Raw genomic sequence first — 15,300 nt, forward strand, 5'->3', positions numbered from 1 at the left:
GCCGAGGATGTGGGATTTTACTATGCGGCGAATGCCGCAGGACGGTTTGCGGGAACGCTGCTCTCAGGGCTTCTTTATCAATGGGGCGGCCTCAGCGCGTGCCTTGCGGGCTCGGCCCTGATGCTGGCGGCGTGCTTTGCAACGACACTGGCGCTGCCTCTCGATCGAAACCCGCCGGCAAGTTAGACATGGGGTCATGATGGCAGATGTTCATGACAGAGCAGGAAACCATGGAAGCCCAGCAGAGGTCTTCGCGGTTTTCCTGAAGCTTGGCCTTACCTCTTTCGGCGGGCCCATTGCGCATCTCGGCTATTTCCGCGACGAACTCGTCACCCGCCGGAAGTGGCTGAGTGATCAGGCCTATGGCGATCTCGTTGCGCTCTGCCAGTTCCTGCCGGGCCCGGCATCGAGCCAGACGGGCTTCGCACTGGGACTGATGCGAGCCGGCTGGCTCGGCGCCCTCGCGGCGTTTGTGGCATTCACCCTGCCCTCTGCGCTGGCTCTGATCATCTTTGCATTTACGGCCACGTCGATCTCCGGCCCAGTTGGCGCCGGCGTTCTGAACGGCCTCAAAATCGTTGCAGTGGCAATCGTCGCGCAGGCCGTCTGGGGCATGGCGCGGAACCTTTGCCCTGACCGTGAGCGCGCAACGATCGCCGTTGCTGCCGTGGCTGTGCTCGCATTCGTGCCTGGCCCCTTCAACATGATCGCCGCAATTGCAGCCGGTGCACTGGCAGGCCTCGTTCTGGGGCGGGGGACAGGAAATTCAGAGAGGGTACATGTCACGGTTGGCATTCCACGTTCAATTGCCATAACCGCTCTCCTGATATTCGCCAGTCTCCTCGTGATCCTGCCGCTGCTTGCAAGCCAGTCGCAAGTGATTGCGGTGTTCGATGGCTTCTACCGGGCGGGTGCGCTGGTCTTCGGCGGTGGCCATGTGGTGCTGCCGCTGCTCGAAGCCGAGGTGGTGGAGCCGGGCTGGGTGAGCCACGCCCAATTCCTGGCGGGCTATGGGGCGGCACAGGCTGTTCCCGGTCCGCTCTTCACATTTGCTGCCTATCTTGGCGCGTCGCTCGCACCTGCGCCCAATGGTGTCGTTGGCGCATTCATTGCTCTCTTTGCTGTTTTCTTGCCAGGATTCCTGATCCTCATTGGCGTCTTGCCGTTCTGGGATCGGTTTCGCCGGATGGGATGGACCCAATCTCTCATGCAGGGTGCCAATGCGGCCGTCGTCGGCATACTTGGCGCGGCGCTCTACTCGCCCGTTTTCACTGGTTCCATCACGAACCTGAAGGAGTTCACCCTGGCGCTCGCCTGCTTCGTTCTGCTGATGTTGTGGAAGGCGCCGCCATGGGCCGTTGTCATGCTTGCAGGCGCCGGTGGAGCGGCACTGACACTCGTCCCATAAGCACCAGTAAGCAGATCAGCTATTCAACCACGACTATCCGCATGTTGCCCAGTCCCTCCGACTTGACAAGGCTGAACAGCTTGGCCGCATTCTTCGGGTGAAGTCTGATGCAACCCGCTGAAGCCGGACGTCCGAGCTTCTTGATGTGCGTGGTGCCGTGAATGGCGAAATGGCCACTGTAAAAGATTGAATAGGGCATCGGCGCATTGTCATAGCGGCTGGAGAAGTGGTGGCGCTTCATCGACTTTGCCGTCCAGGTGCCAGACGGCGTTACCTTGCCCGGCCGCGCCGTTGAAACCTTCCAGCGTCCGATCACTTCACCGTGATGGTAAACGGTCATCGTTTGCGATGACTTGTCGACACGCGCGATCACGCTCGCTGCCTGTGCGCCCGGGATGAGCAGGATCGCAGCGAGAACCGCAAGGATTATGGCCTTGAATCTCATGGACTTTCTCCCCTTCTTGCGGCCCGATCCATTCCCCGGATAGAGGAACTATTCGGACTCGACATTTGCGGGAAGCCTCCAACATTCCGGTACCGGAAATCAAGCCCCGGGATCGTCGCCGGCCACCTCGGCCGGATGAGAGGAAGAAGTCAGGGCTGGCATCCTCTGCCAGCCCCAAAATGGGCGAAGGTCTTGCGTTACGGGGTCGTGCCAGTCGCTGACTTTGCAGCCGTGAGTGCCGCCTCCAGTTCGGTGACCTTCGACTGCAGCGCGGTCACTTCCTGGGCTTTCTGTTCCACCGCCGTGGTCAACTCCGCTGCGGAGGCTTCCAGCTTGGACTTCGCGTCGGCGAGTTCGGCAGCGGCCGACTTGCCGGCCTCCTGAAGTTTCGCAACTTCGCCCGCAGATGCCTCTGCAGCACTCTTGGCTTCGGCAAGCTGCGTTTCAAGAGCCGCCGCGGCCGTCTTCAACTGGGTCATGGGACCCTGCTGGTAAAAATACATTCCGCCGGCTCCAATCACGAGGGCGATCAAGGCGCTGATTACCGTCTTCATTTCTGCTCCATGTTGTTATGGCCCACAAGCCAGCAAGCGCGGCTTTCGGGCGCGGATTATGGCCTATTGAGTCTCATTTTTCCGGCCAGGAACCTTCCTAGCGCCAAAAATGTCAATCGTGAGACACCATAGTAAGTCACCGGTCGATTTAGTACCAAGGATTGAAAACACTTCCGAAATTTTCCACGCAATTCCCGCATCATTCTCAAGCCCGGACGTATGGCCAGATGAGTTGAGATTCCGGCCTCCGCTCGCCTTTCTTGCGATGGCCACCACGATCGAATAGGTTGAGGAACTCGCTGATTGACGCAGTCGAACTGCGCGGTTGCAAGGCTTGGGGAGTTAGCAGGCATGAACAGAGACACAGTCCTCGTGACGGGATCCCGTGGCCTTATTGGCGGCGCGGTACAGACCTTACTGGAAGAGAGGGGCACGCGGGTCATCCCCATTGACCTTTCCCCACGCGCTGAAGACGGCCGCCAGACCATCGAGTGCGACATTACTGACATCCATCGACTGCACGCGATCGTTGCTGGACAGGATGTCGGCGGGATCATCCATTGTGGCGCGTATTCCGGACCGATGGTTGCACGTGACAACCCCTACGCCATCGTCCGGGTGAATGTCGTTGGAACAGCCAACATTCTCGAACTCGCGCGCATCCACAACATCAAGCGCGTCGTTTTCTGCTCCTCGACGAGCGCATATGGAAGCACCCCGCCAGGGCTCGTTCCCGAAGACGTGACACTGTCTCCGTCGAGCGTCTATGGGGCAAGCAAGGTTGCGGGCGAGCAACTCGTCTCCTCCTACAGCAAGCAGCACGGGGTCGATGGCGTCAGCTTGCGGCTGTCCTGGGTTTTTGGGCCGAACCGGACGACCGACTGCCTGATCAGGACCCTGATTCAGGACGCATTGGCCGGGCGTGCGACGCGTCAGCCCTTTGGACGCAACTTCTACCGCCAGTACATCCATGTCGATGATGCAGCACGCGCACTCGTCGCGGCGCTGGACCAGCCTCGCCTGCCACGCCATACCTACACGGTGACGGGTGGCACTTATCATACGCTGGCCGAGATCGGCGATGCCGTGCGCCGCATCTTTCCCGGTGCCGACATCGCCTTCGGCGAGGGCCCCGATCCGGTTGACGATGTGCAGTGCCAGTTCGACATATCCGCCGCCGCACGCGACCTCGGCTACAGGCCATCAATTGGGCTGGAAGAGGGCGTGCGCTCCTATGCGGAGTACCTCATGGGCCGCAGCAAGGCCTGAAATACCATGGCCATCCATGGGTTGCACATCACATGGCGTTCAGACTACTGTTCCGGCCATGCAGGAACACCATGAGCGTGAATATTTCCTGGATGTGCCAGGGGGGAAATCGGCCAGATGCAGGTGGCAGTCAGTATTCGCAACGCCGTAAAGCGTTATGGCGCGACGACAGCACTCGATGGCGTCTCTCTCGATATCTCGGACAACGCTTTCTTCACCCTCCTCGGCCCATCGGGATGCGGAAAGACCACGCTTCTGAGGATGATTGCCGGTTTCGAGGAGATCACCGAGGGGGAAATTCTTCTCTTCGGTCAAAATATCGCTGCCCTCGAGCCCCACTTGCGGCCGGTGAACACGGTGTTCCAGAACTACGCGTTGTTTCCGCACATGTCGGTCATCGACAACGTCGCATTCGGACTGAAGATGAAGGGTGTCGATCCAGCATCCCGCCGGACGCGCGCCGGCCGCATGCTTGAGCTCGTTCATCTTTCCGCTTTGGCCGATCGGTTACCCTCGCAGCTTTCGGGCGGTCAGCAGCAGCGCGTGGCGCTGGCACGCGCGCTTGCGCCGGAGCCAAGGGTCCTGCTTCTGGACGAACCGCTGTCGGCGCTGGACCTGAAGCTGCGCCAGGCAATGCGCGTGGAACTGAAGCAGTTGCAGGAGGAAACCGGCATCACATTCCTGTTCGTCACGCATGATCAGGAAGAGGCGCTGACGATGTCGGACAGGATCGCCGTGATGTCACACGGCCGCGTCCAGCAAGTGGGCACCGGGCGCGAGATCTACGAGACCCCGCACAATCGCTTCGTCGCAGAGTTCATTGGCGAGACGAACCTGATCGATGTCGACGTCACCCATGCAGCGGGCGGCAGGGCTGACGTGCTCCTTCCTTCGGGACAGACGTTGAGTTGTTCGTCGGCCACGGCCGTCACCGGCAGGCATGCGCTGTCGATCAGGCCCGAGCGGGTCACCATCGCACCCGACGGTGAGCTTTCAGCCATCGTCCAGCGCGTAGTCTACCTGGGCAGCGACCTGCAGCTTCTCACCCAGTTGGACGGCGGCAGTCAATTTGCCGTACGCGTCCAGAATGCGTCGCGCACCAAGGTGCCGGAACCTGGAACGCACATCAGGCTGAAGCTAGAGGAAGGCGCAGCGCGCCTGCTGGCGGACTGATGGCGATCCGGATTCACGGGGCCGGAGGCAGCGCGGCCAACTACTCCGGCATTGTCCGGCAACTCCTGTTCCCGACATGGGCGGTGATCGGGATACTGCTCCTGCTGCCTGTTCTGCTGATGGTGATCTACTCCTTTCTGACCAAGGAGTTTCGTGGCGGAGTGGAGTGGACGTTCACACTGGCGGCCTATGATCAGTTCTTCTTCACCCGAGGTCTGTTCGGCGACGAGCCACCCCGGATCGAATGGACCTACATTGCGATCTTCTGGCGCTCCATCTGGCAGGCGGCACTCGCAACCCTGGCCTGCCTGCTAATCGGCTTTCCGACCGCATGGTTCATTGCCACAAGGCCCGCACGAAGCCGCACGATGTGGCTCTTCCTGATCACGATACCTTACTGGGTGAACCTGCTGATCCGCACCGTCAGCCTGCGCTTCATCCTGCGTGACAATGGCCCGCTGAACGAGGCGCTGCTCGCGATCGGCCTCATCAGCGAACCGCTGCCGATCCTCAATTCCAACCTCGCCGTCCAGGTCGGCCTTTTCTACTCCTACCTTCCGTTCATGGTTCTGCCGATCTACGCTGCAGTGGAACGCTTCGACTTTGCTTTGGCCGAAGCCGCCGCTGACCTTTACGCGAACCGCTGGCAAGCGCTGATGCAGATCGTCCTGCCTGTTGTGCGCCCCGGCATCGTTGCGGGATCTATCCTGGTCTTCATTCCTGCCTTGGGGGCCTTCCTTGCACCCGATCTGCTGGGTGGCGCCAAGAACTTCATGATCGGTTCGCTGATTGACGAGCAGTTTCGCGGCAGCCAGGGCAACTGGCCCTTCGGCGCCGCCGTTGCAGTGGTGCTGATGACGCTCGTGCTGGTCGTGCTGCTGGTGCAGGCGCGCGCCGCCGCAAGGCAGGCGGCATGAAGGGAGTTCGCCATTACCCGGGGTTTCTGGCGGTCACGATACTCTGCCTCACCATCCTCTATGTGCCACTCGTCGTCGTAGCGGTCTACAGCTTCAATGCATCCACCTCCATCACCTCCTGGGGTGGTTTTTCCTTTCGATGGTATGTCGACGTCTTCACGGGACCCGAGGCAGAGCGCTTTGGCCTCGCCACCCGGAACTCCCTGACGATCGCATTGATCGCCGCAACAGTGGCCACCGTCATCGCGACGGCTGCCGCACTTGCCATGATCCGGGGCGGCCGTTTCAGAGGAAGGCAAGCCACCTATGCCCTGATCAACCTGCCATTGATGGTGCCTGAAATTGTGGTGGCGGTGGCAACCCTGATCTTCTTCACGACGATCGGCCTGAAAACAGGCCTCCTGACGATCCTTCTCGCTCACATCACCTTCTGCATTCCATTTGCCTATCTTCCCATCGCCGCCCGGATGAGCGGCATCGAGGCAAGCTACGAGCAGGCCGCGCGAGATCTTTATGCCACGAGGTGGCAGGCATTTCGCCTCGTCCTGCTGCCCCTGCTCGGACCGGGGCTGGTGTCGGGCTGGCTGCTGGCCTTCATCATCTCTCTTGACGATTTCATCATCACGAACTTTGTTAAGGGCGCCGGAATGGAAACACTTCCGACAGCGATTTTCGGGTCGGTCAAGCAGGGGATCAAGCCAAATATCATGGCGATCTCGACCCTCATGCTTGCCGTGTCCGTCCTGTTCGTCAGTCTCAGTTACCTTATCAACCGCCGCGGCCGGAGCGCCGCATAAAAAACAGGGAGTAACTCATGAAACGCCTTCTTGCTGCAACAGTCCTCGTGGCAGCGCTTGCATCCTTCCATTCCAGTCCCGCCATGGCCGAGGGAACCCTCAAGGTCTATCACTGGTTCGAGTACATCCCGCAGAAGCTGGTCGACAGGTTCGAGGCCGAGAGCGGGATCGACGTCACCATCGACACCTACGATAGCAACGAGGCGATGCTTGCCAGCCTGAAGGCCGGCAAGCTTGGCGAGTATGACGTTGCAGTGCCCGGCGACTACATGGTCGAGATCATGCGGGGCGAAGGACTGCTGGACAGCTACACCGCCGAGGAGATGCCCAATTTCGGCAACATCGCACCGCAGTGGCTGGATGTGCCCTTCGACCCCGGCCGCAAGCATTCGATCCCCTATCAGTGGGGTTCAACCGCTTTCTCGGTGAACCGCGATGTCTTCAAGGGTGACATCTCCTCGCTTGGTATCATCTTCAACCCGCCGGATGAGTTGAAGGGAAAGATCAACGTGCTCGACAGCCAGGGAGAAGTGCTGGCGCTGGGATCAATCTACCTTGGCATTCCACAGTGCACCCAGGATCGTGAGCAGCTGAAGGCGCTGAACGACATGTTGCTCGCCGCAAAGCCGCACTGGGCGTCCTTTGGATCCGACACCGCGAAGGATGTACTCGTCTCCGGCGATGCCGCAGCGGGCATGATCTATAACGGCTTCTCCGCCAAGGCGCGTGCGGAGGGTGCGAATGTCGAGTACGCATTCCCCAAGGAAGGCTATGTGGTCTGGATGGACAACATGGTGCTGCTCAAGGATGCCCCGAACCGCTCCAATGCACTGAAGTTCATGAACTTCCTGCTTGACCCGAAGAATGCGGCGGAAGTGACGAACTATGCGGCCTACAACGCCGGCGTCACGGGCGCGGAAGCGTTTCTCGACGATGCCATTCGCAACTCGCCTGAGAACAATCCTCCGGCAGGGCAGAAGGCCGAGTTCATCAAGGCGTGCGATCAGGAGACGCAGAAGCTCTATGACGCGATCTGGACCAATCTGAAGAAGTGAGCGAAGGGGTCCGCCCAGTGGGCGGACCCCTCCTGCCGGCCTTGGGCGTAATCCTGAGGTCGTGAAAAGTGATCCGGGTAGCGAAGCTGCGGGCCGGCGAAGTGGAGTTTTCAGCATGGTCCTGGAAGAAATCGATACGCTCGTCATCGGCGCTGGACAGGCCGGCATTGCTGCGAGCGAACATCTCGGGCGCGCAGGGATTCCGCATGTCGTGCTGGAGCGTGCGCGCATCGCAGAGCGCTGGCGCTCCGAACGCTGGGACTCGCTCGTAACGAACGGACCCGTTTGGCACGACCGCTTCCCCGGTCTGGAGTTTGCCGCGACCGCTCCAGATGGCTTTGCACCGAAGGAAGAAGTCGCCGACTATCTGACAGCCTACGCCCAGATGATCGCCGCACCGATCCGGACAGGCGTTGCAGTGAACCGGATTTCACGCCAGCCGGGACGGCCTGGCTTTCTTGCCGAAACCTCGGCGGGCGACTTTCACGCCAGGAATGTCGTGGTGGCAACGGGCCCATTCCAGAAGCCCGTCATACCCGATCTTGTTCCGGAGGAGGCTGGGGTTTTTCAGCTGCATTCCGCGTCCTATCGAAACCCGGCCCAGCTTCCGCCTGGCGCTGTGATTGTCATCGGTGCAGGTTCCTCCGGCGTGCAGATCGCAGAGGAGTTGCTCGCCGCCGGCCGCCGAGTGTTCCTGTCAGTGGGACCGCATGGCCGGCCGCCCAGAAGCTATCGCGGGCGTGATTTCGTGTGGTGGCTTGGCGTTCTCGGCAAGTGGGACGCCGCCGCCCCCAATCCCGGCACCGAGCACGTGACCATTGCCGTCAGTGGCGCCAGGGGCGGGCACACGATCGACTTCCGGCAACTTGCGGCCGAAGGAATGACGCTGCTCGGCCGGGCGGAGGGTTTTCATGAGGGCGTTATGCGCTTCGCTCCCGACCTGGCCACGACGATCAAAAGTGGTGATGCCAGTTACCTGTCCATTCTGGACGAAGCAGATGCCTATGTCGCAAGGTTTGGCCTTGAACTGCCGCCGGAACCGGAAGCCCGGCAGTTCAGACCCGACCCAGACTGCATGATACGGCCGGTACTGTCTCTTGATGTCGCCAAAGAAGGGATTGGTACGATCCTGTGGGCAACCGGCTATGAGCAGGACCATTCCTGGATAAACCTGGATGCCTTTGACGGGCGCGGCCGCCCACGGCACCAGCGTGGCGCGTCTGTCGAGCCAGGACTGTATTTCCTCGGATTGCCCTGGCAATCGCGCCGGGGCTCATCCTTTCTCTGGGGCGTCTGGCACGACGCACGGCACATCGCTGACCTGATCGCGATCCAGCATGCCTATCACATCCACAGACCGGCAAAGGTCATCTGACAATACACCAATCGACCTGACTGGCATTGTCAGCCCCAGGCCAAGCAAAAGGCAAAGGCTTCTACGAAGAAGAAGGCGGGAGCCGAGCAGGCCCGAAAGCTGAAATTGCTGGAGCAGGAGAACATCATGCCATGCTCTTCAACGTGGGTCCCAGCCTGCATCAGATCGGACAAAGTCCTGAGAGCGGGGTCAGCTTTGGAAAGCTGTCATGACGTCTCAAGCTGCACGTTTGCGACTGTAGAAGCATCTTGGGCAATACAAACACCGAGCTCGCAATCGGGACCCGCAAGCCAGCATTTGCCAGGAAAGTTTCTTGCCAAATTGATATCAAGTCAGCAAGACAGTCACCGGGCGGATATCGTTATTCCGGCTGATCGGGACGCCGGTGGTGGCACCGGTTCCGAACGCCGCGGCGATCGGGAGATCATCTTCTCTCTTGGGGTGAGTAAACGGCGGATTTGATATGAAGCATCACCACGGAAAGTCGCCGGCGACACTCGGCATGGCCTTTGCGGCTATTGGAATCGTTTTCGGAGACATCGGGACGAGCCCGATGTATGCGATGCACGAAGCCCTGAAAACGCCCGGGCTCTACACTGGCGACGTTGCCGTAGTGGGCGTCGCATCGCTCATCTTCTGGACGCTCACGCTCATCGTGAGTGTGAAGTACCTGATGTTCATCACCCTGGTCGATAATGACGGCGAGGGAGGAGTCTTCGCGCTGGCAGCTGTGCTGAAGGCGCGGATGGGTTCGGCCTCAGCGCTGGCGCATACGGCCCTCGTGGCGCTCGTCATCATGTCGGCCGCACTGCTCTTCGCCGACAGCCTGATCACCCCACCACTCTCCATCATGGCGGCAATCGAGGGCGTGGAGATGATCTCGCCCCACGCTGAGCCGTTCATCATGCCAGTCAGCATCGCCATCCTGATCGTGCTGTTTGGCGCGCAGCGCTTCGGAACACAGGCGCTCAGCCGCTTCTTCAGCCCCATCATGCTGAGCTGGTTCATCATTATCGGCCTCCTTGGCCTGAAAGAGGTGGCAGCGCGTCCAGACGTTCTCGCCGCGATGTCACCCGTCTATGCCTTCAACCTCGCGATTCAGCTGAGCTGGCCGCAATTCTTTGGCCTATTCGGCTCGGTGCTCCTGGCCGCCACAGGGGCTGAAGCCATCTTTGTCGATATGGGCCATTTCGGGCGCCGGCCCATCGGCCTCGCATGGTACGGCGTGGCGATGATCGCGCTGCTGCTCAGCTACTTCGGACAGTCGGCCTGGTTGCTCGCTCACGCCGAAACGGAGAAGAATGCCTTCTTCGCCATCGTGCCGCAGGTCATGCTCATCCCCTTCGTTATGCTCGCCACGCTTGCGAGCATCATTGCGGGCCAGGCGGTCATCTCCGGCACCTTCTCAATCGTCAACCAGGCGATCCGCCAGGGCTATCTCCCACGCATCAAGGTATTGCAAACGTCAGAAGCCGTCCGCGGGCAGATCTACGTGCCCACCGTGAACTATCTGCTGCTGGCGGGGTCCATCCTCCTCGTCCTGGGCTTCGGATCCTCCTCGGAACTCGCATCATCCTATGGCTTCGCCATTTCCGCCACGATGCTGCTGACCACGCTCGCGTTCTCCGCCGTCATCCTGGTGGTGTGGAAATGGTCCGTGTGGAAGGTGGTGATCTTCGTCTTCTTTGCCCTGCCGCTCGACGTCCTGTTCTTCATCTCCACTGTCACCAAGCTTCCATCCGGCCATTTCTTCACACTCATCCTCACGATGGTCGTAGCCTGGTTCATGGTTGCATGGCTGGTGGGAGACCGCTTCCTCATGCGCCGGGCCCAGCGCATCGACATTCCGGTTGAGGATTTTGCCGAGATCACCGCATTGAGGAAGGACCTTCACCTCCAGGCCCGGCCGGCGCTGTTCTTCCAGCACCTGCCCTTCCCCTCGGATGTGAAAGTGACGCCTTTTGCGCTGCTGCAACAGGTGCAGGTCACCTCGATGATGTACCAGCCCGCCGTGATCGTTGAGTTCCTGGCTTCGCCCGCGCCGCATGTGGCGGAGAATGACCGTCTCTCGGTGCATGAGTATTCGCACGGCATCAAGCTTGTACACGTGAATGTTGGCTATTGGGAGGCGATCTCCCTCGCGCCCGTGCTGAAGCTCGGCCAAGACCGCGGCTGGTGGGCAAGGGAGGAGGAACTCGTCTATTATTCCGTGCGCGAGAACCTCCGGCTTGCCCGCAAGCAAGGGCTGCCGTGGTACGTGAGATGGCAGTTCATGATGCTCCACAGGCTGGACCAGCCCGTAACACGGGCGCTGAAGCTCGATCCTGTACGGTGCGTCGAACTCGGCATCTCGGTTGATATCTGACAGCCGCTGAACCCGCACCCACGACTGACAGGCGCCGGCGAATGATCCCAACACCTCCTGCTTGACCAATGGACATGCCGGTACCGAAAGTGCATTAAAGTTGCTGTTCGATCCAATGAACAGCCGATTGACCTTGAAGGTGCCGGAGGGGTTACACAGCCTTGCAGAACTTGGCGCTGGAACTTGCTGGCGGGCCCGGTGCCACGCGAGGTGATCACACCCGGACTTACCATCCCAAAGCTGAACATGATCACCCTGAAGGCAGCCTGATTTGATGGAAGCCCTTCTCGCCTATGCCGGGCTCTTCGCCATTGCGTTTCTCGCCGCCACGCTGCTGCCTGCACAGTCCGAGGCAGCTCTTGTGGCACTGCTCATGATCGACCGTTATCCCGCACTCACCTTGTTGGCGGTGGCAAGTGCCGGAAATGTGCTTGGCTCCTGCGTGAACTATGCGATCGGCCGCTTCATCGCCGAAACCGAGAGGTTCAAGCATCTCTTGACCTCGAAGCACCGGGAACGTGCGGAACGATGGTACCGCCGCTATGGCCGCTGGTCCCTGCTCGCCAGCTGGCTTCCGGTGATTGGCGATCCTCTAACGGCCGTGGCGGGAGCCCTGCGCGAGCCGTTTGCGGTCTTTCTCGTTCTGGTTACACTCGCCAAGGCCGGGCGCTACCTTGTGCTCATCGCACTCCATGAAGCATGGATCGGCGCGACGCCGTGACTGCATAACACCCGGTCGCGGTCCTCAGCGTGCGGGTGCGGCTTGGCCATAGCGCGCCCGATCTGATAGCTTGTGCCGATGTCGTCGACAGAAATCCGCAGGCAGAGCGCCAGCATCATCCGCGGCCTCCAGTATTTCGAGGCTGTGGCACGTCACCAGTCCGTGAAGGCTGCGGCAGAAGAACTGGGCGTGTCGCAGAGCGCCGTCAGCCACCAGATCCGGGAATTGGCCAGGGTTCTGGGGGAGCAGTTGCTGATCAGGTCCGGCCGCGGCATCGCCGTCTCTCCCATGGGGCAGCTGCTGGCGGAGCGGCTATCCTCCGCCTTTTCCAGCCTGCAGGCATCTCTCGATGAGATCGTGGGTGGTGAAAGCAGGCAACTGCTGCGGCTGGCGGTGTGCAGCAGCTTCGGGCCGGGCTGGCTGGTGCCGCGCCTTTCCAGCTTCGTCGAGGCCAATCCCGGAATCGATCTTCAATTGCAGCTCTATGCGCAGGATCCTCAGCTCAGCCACCAGGTGGCGGACGCGATCTTCTCGGCCCTTCCGGTGACGCCGGGCTTCTCGGCCATCCCCGTACTCGACGAAATGCTCGTGGCCGTGCAAGCACCGGGGCCGCAAAAGGGCAGACGCCGGATGATCACAACCGAACTTGAACCACAGAAACTGGGGCAGGACTGGCTCGACTATTGCGTCCTGGCAGGGCTGGGGCGCGAGACCTTGCAGCAAGGTGCATGGCTGCGCTCAACCCAATACTTGCTAGCGCTCGAGATGGCGCGCTCGGGGATGGGCGCAGCACTCGTTCCCGACTTCCTGGCAAGGCGCTACATCGAGGATGGGACGCTGGAATTTCTCGATCCGACGCGCATGCCCTCTGGACGGGTCTACCGGCTGTGTTTCAAGCAGTCGCGCGGGCGGGAGAACGGTATCGGGGCGCTGGTGAAATGGTTGCGGGCCGAACTCTCGCCGGAACGGGGGCTCAGTTCGGCTGTTTCTGGTTCTATCTAGCCACTTGTAATAAAACAAAAATTACTTCTTTTTTTAAGTCTTCTTGATATGAATCATGAGTAAATCTCAACTGTTGTCTGCAATGCTCATTTGACCCGGCCCGGCGTTCCCGTTCTGATTTCGTCAGTATCCACCATGCTGAGGGCTTCAAGAGGACCATGCAGAGGCGGACCCTTCTCTTCGCGGCGGCGGCAGCATTCGTCCCTTCCGGCTCGGGGCATGTTCTTGCGCAACGCGTCGACAAATATGCCGAGCAGCTGCAGAACGGTGAGTTCAACTGGTTTCCCCAACGATCGCCGGCAGGCCCGATCCTGATCATCGTATCGGTTCCGGACCAGCTTGTGCATGTCTACCGCAACGGCATCCGCATCGCGGCATCGACCTGTTCCACAGGCAAGCCCGGACACAGCACGCCAACGGGCGTGTTCAAGATCCTGCAAAAGGACAAGCATCACCGCTCCTCGACATACAGCAATGCACCGATGCCCAACATGAACCGGCTCACCTGGTCGGGGATCGCACTGCATGCGGGGAACCTGCCGGGCTATCCCGCCTCGCATGGCTGCGTGCGGCTACCCATGCGATTCTCAGAACTGCTGTTCGGCATCACCCGGACGGGGATGACGGTGGTGATCGCGGATGACCGCTCGCAGCCCTCCTCGGTAACCCACCCGGGCCTTGTGCTGGGCGACTATGCGCGCCATGAGTTCGCGGCTGTCGACGTCGCCCTGAAGAAGTCGCAATACAGCGAGGCACGTGCCGAAAGATTGCCACACACGAGCGTTGTGGTCAGCGGTGCGGAGAGCAAGATGACGGTGCTCGCCAATGGCGAGGCAGTGGCGGAAGGCAAGGTTACCATCAGTGGGCATGGGCCGCTGCCGGAAAGCGTGCACACGCTGATTGGCACGGACCAGGACACGGGCGACCTTCGCTGGACTTCCACGGGCTATGGCAAGTCCGACCGCGAGGACCTCGCGCGCGAACTGCGCCGCATCAAGGCGGAGCCTCAGGTGCGAGAGGTGATGCGCAGGCGAATGCACCAGGGCATGACGGTCGTCACCACCAATGCGCCGTCCAGGCCGGAGCACCGGAGTGGCAAGGATTTCGTGGTCATCGATGGAATCTACTGATCGAAAGGAAACGGCATGACGGGTTTTCGGGCGTTACTGACCGCACTTGCGATGCTGCTGGCCGCGCTGCCAGCAAGCTTGGCCACCGCCGACACGACGACGGTGCGCTTCCGCGCCGGCGGCGACAGTGCGAGCTATTCGGGCCGCATCCGGGGAGATGAAACGGCGCGCTTCCTGATCGACGCGCGCGGCGGGCAGCGCATGCAGGTGTCGCTCCGCGCTGATAATCCGCAGGCCTATTTCAACGTGCTGCCTCCCGGTTCAAGCGAGGCGCTGTTCATCGGATCGAGCGAGGGCGACCGGTTCAGCGGCACGCTGCCGCAAACCGGGCGCTATGTCGTCGAGGTCTACCTGATGCGCGCGGCGGCGCGGCGCAACGAGACTTCCGGCTTCACGCTGCATGTCGCCATCCCCGCGGGCGGCGGGCAGGCCGTGGATGATGAGTTTGCCGGTGGGGACGTGGGCGGACCGGACAGCTGGGTGGTGGCCGGCGTGGTGGCAGGCGATCGCCTCAACGTGCGCTCCTCACCCTCGGCCAATGCCGAGATCGTCGGCCGGTTGCGCAATGGCGACGTGGTACGCAACCTGGGATGCCGCAGCATCGGCAGTTCGCGATGGTGCCGCATCTCGGCGCGGGGCGAGAGCGGCGTCCATGGATGGACCAATGGCCGTTTCCTGAGCGAGAGCGGCGACAAGGGTCACGAGACGTACGAGGTCGAGGACGGTGAGATCCGCGACACCAAGTGCAAGGACAGCCCGCGGGAATGTATCCGCAAGGCAGAGAACAAGTGCAACGGCAGCTTCCGCACCATCCATAGCGAAAGCCATGCGGGCGGGCTCATCGATGACAAGCTGCCGGGGCCCGTCACCTGGTACTATCTGGAATACCAATGCGGTTACTCCGACGGGCGCATGCCGAAGTTCTCTTTCCGTGGTGCGCACTACGAGCAAGAATATGAACCTGTCAACGCCGGAGTAAAATTGGGCCATGCGGCGGCGTAAAAGTCGACCACCTGGCCCATGGGGAAAGGTGCCGGCAAGAGGGATAGCGGCCAGTCAGCCGCGCCCACAGGAGGCTGGCGGGTGACT

14 protein-coding genes and 1 pseudogene are annotated in these 15,300 nt (G+C 60.9%); 13 read left to right on the forward strand and 2 right to left on the reverse strand.

Annotated features, from left to right (window positions below):
• Both ACILRA_RS09600 and chrA read left to right on the forward strand, forming a co-directional pair.
• Nucleotides 1–186: pseudogene (locus tag ACILRA_RS09600) on the forward strand (MFS transporter); the annotation flags it as partial.
• Between the two features lie 13 nt (nt 187–199).
• Entirely contained in the window at nt 200–1,408 is a 1,209-nt protein-coding gene (chrA, locus tag ACILRA_RS09605; protein WP_395661898.1) for a chromate efflux transporter, read from the forward strand.
• A gap of 19 nt (nt 1,409–1,427) precedes the next feature.
• Here chrA and ACILRA_RS09610 read toward each other — a convergent pair whose 3' ends face one another.
• The gene (locus ACILRA_RS09610) at nt 1,428–1,853 is read right to left on the reverse strand and encodes a L,D-transpeptidase (protein WP_395661885.1); all 426 of its coding nucleotides are present in this window, start codon (nt 1,851–1,853) and stop codon (nt 1,428–1,430) included.
• Nucleotides 1,854–2,050: 197 nt separating this feature from the next.
• Entirely contained in the window at nt 2,051–2,332 is a 282-nt protein-coding gene (locus ACILRA_RS09615) for a hypothetical protein (RefSeq protein ID WP_395661886.1), read from the reverse strand.
• 426 nt (nt 2,333–2,758) lie between these two features.
• Here ACILRA_RS09615 and ACILRA_RS09620 point away from each other — a divergent pair, with 426 nt between their 5' ends.
• The 11 genes from ACILRA_RS09620 (at nt 2,759) to ACILRA_RS09670 (ending at nt 15,213) form a co-directional block, all read left to right on the forward strand.
• The gene (locus tag ACILRA_RS09620; protein WP_395661887.1) at nt 2,759–3,676 is read left to right on the forward strand and encodes an NAD-dependent epimerase/dehydratase family protein; all 918 of its coding nucleotides are present in this window, start codon (nt 2,759–2,761) and stop codon (nt 3,674–3,676) included.
• A 117-nt stretch (nt 3,677–3,793) separates the two neighbouring features.
• Nucleotides 3,794–4,849: an ABC transporter ATP-binding protein gene (locus tag ACILRA_RS09625; RefSeq protein ID WP_395661888.1), complete on the forward strand. Its 1,056-nt coding sequence runs from the start codon at nt 3,794–3,796 to the stop codon at nt 4,847–4,849.
• Nucleotides 4,849–5,766: an ABC transporter permease gene (locus tag ACILRA_RS09630; RefSeq protein ID WP_395661889.1), complete on the forward strand. Its 918-nt coding sequence runs from the start codon at nt 4,849–4,851 to the stop codon at nt 5,764–5,766. Before ACILRA_RS09625 ends, ACILRA_RS09630 begins: the two co-directional genes overlap by 1 nt.
• Nucleotides 5,763–6,563 carry an ABC transporter permease gene (locus ACILRA_RS09635; RefSeq protein WP_395661890.1) on the forward strand — a complete coding sequence of 267 codons (801 nt, stop codon included), beginning with the start codon at nt 5,763–5,765 and terminating at the stop codon, nt 6,561–6,563. Before ACILRA_RS09630 ends, ACILRA_RS09635 begins: the two co-directional genes overlap by 4 nt.
• 17 nt (nt 6,564–6,580) lie before the next feature.
• Complete coding sequence (locus ACILRA_RS09640) at nt 6,581–7,618, forward strand: extracellular solute-binding protein (protein ID WP_395661891.1); 1,038 nt, start codon at nt 6,581–6,583, stop codon at nt 7,616–7,618.
• Nucleotides 7,619–7,733: 115 nt separating this feature from the next.
• On the forward strand, nt 7,734–8,993 hold the full coding sequence (locus tag ACILRA_RS09645) for a flavin-containing monooxygenase (RefSeq protein ID WP_395661892.1): 1,260 nt from the start codon (nt 7,734–7,736) through the stop codon (nt 8,991–8,993).
• Nucleotides 8,994–9,456: 463 nt separating this feature from the next.
• Nucleotides 9,457–11,358 (forward strand): KUP/HAK/KT family potassium transporter, encoded by a 1,902-nt coding sequence (locus ACILRA_RS09650; protein WP_395661893.1) that lies wholly within the window; start codon nt 9,457–9,459, stop codon nt 11,356–11,358.
• Between the two features lie 274 nt (nt 11,359–11,632).
• A complete protein-coding gene (locus tag ACILRA_RS09655; protein WP_395661894.1) occupies nt 11,633–12,079 on the forward strand; it encodes a YqaA family protein in 447 nt (148 codons plus the stop codon).
• A gap of 78 nt (nt 12,080–12,157) precedes the next feature.
• Complete coding sequence (locus ACILRA_RS09660) at nt 12,158–13,081, forward strand: LysR family transcriptional regulator (protein WP_395661895.1); 924 nt, start codon at nt 12,158–12,160, stop codon at nt 13,079–13,081.
• Between the two features lie 158 nt (nt 13,082–13,239).
• A complete protein-coding gene (locus tag ACILRA_RS09665) occupies nt 13,240–14,211 on the forward strand; it encodes a L,D-transpeptidase (protein WP_395661896.1) in 972 nt (323 codons plus the stop codon).
• A gap of 15 nt (nt 14,212–14,226) precedes the next feature.
• Nucleotides 14,227–15,213 carry an SH3 domain-containing protein gene (locus tag ACILRA_RS09670; protein WP_395661897.1) on the forward strand — a complete coding sequence of 329 codons (987 nt, stop codon included), beginning with the start codon at nt 14,227–14,229 and terminating at the stop codon, nt 15,211–15,213.
• Nucleotides 15,214–15,300: the final 87 nt, after the last annotated feature.

This window comes from Aestuariivirga sp. (assembly GCF_044239095.1).
In the GTDB taxonomy this organism is placed as follows: domain Bacteria; phylum Pseudomonadota; class Alphaproteobacteria; order Rhizobiales; family Aestuariivirgaceae; genus Aestuariivirga.

Bases quoted from the DNA above. Each gene is read 5' to 3' on its own strand.
- chrA (WP_395661898.1), top strand. From the start codon at position 200: ATGGCAGATGTTCATGACAGAGCAGGAAACCATGGAAGCCCAGCAGAG.
- ACILRA_RS09610 (WP_395661885.1), bottom strand. From the start codon at position 1,853: ATGAGATTCAAGGCCATAATCCTTGCGGTTCTCGCTGCGATCCTGCTC.
- ACILRA_RS09615 (WP_395661886.1), bottom strand. From the start codon at position 2,332: ATGACCCAGTTGAAGACGGCCGCGGCGGCTCTTGAAACGCAGCTTGCC.
- ACILRA_RS09620 (WP_395661887.1), top strand. From the start codon at position 2,759: ATGAACAGAGACACAGTCCTCGTGACGGGATCCCGTGGCCTTATTGGC.
- ACILRA_RS09625 (WP_395661888.1), top strand. From the start codon at position 3,794: ATGCAGGTGGCAGTCAGTATTCGCAACGCCGTAAAGCGTTATGGCGCG.
- ACILRA_RS09630 (WP_395661889.1), top strand. From the start codon at position 4,849: ATGGCGATCCGGATTCACGGGGCCGGAGGCAGCGCGGCCAACTACTCC.
- ACILRA_RS09635 (WP_395661890.1), top strand. From the start codon at position 5,763: ATGAAGGGAGTTCGCCATTACCCGGGGTTTCTGGCGGTCACGATACTC.
- ACILRA_RS09640 (WP_395661891.1), top strand. From the start codon at position 6,581: ATGAAACGCCTTCTTGCTGCAACAGTCCTCGTGGCAGCGCTTGCATCC.
- ACILRA_RS09645 (WP_395661892.1), top strand. From the start codon at position 7,734: ATGGTCCTGGAAGAAATCGATACGCTCGTCATCGGCGCTGGACAGGCC.
- ACILRA_RS09650 (WP_395661893.1), top strand. From the start codon at position 9,457: ATGAAGCATCACCACGGAAAGTCGCCGGCGACACTCGGCATGGCCTTT.
- ACILRA_RS09655 (WP_395661894.1), top strand. From the start codon at position 11,633: ATGGAAGCCCTTCTCGCCTATGCCGGGCTCTTCGCCATTGCGTTTCTC.
- ACILRA_RS09660 (WP_395661895.1), top strand. From the start codon at position 12,158: ATGTCGTCGACAGAAATCCGCAGGCAGAGCGCCAGCATCATCCGCGGC.
- ACILRA_RS09665 (WP_395661896.1), top strand. From the start codon at position 13,240: ATGCAGAGGCGGACCCTTCTCTTCGCGGCGGCGGCAGCATTCGTCCCT.
- ACILRA_RS09670 (WP_395661897.1), top strand. From the start codon at position 14,227: ATGACGGGTTTTCGGGCGTTACTGACCGCACTTGCGATGCTGCTGGCC.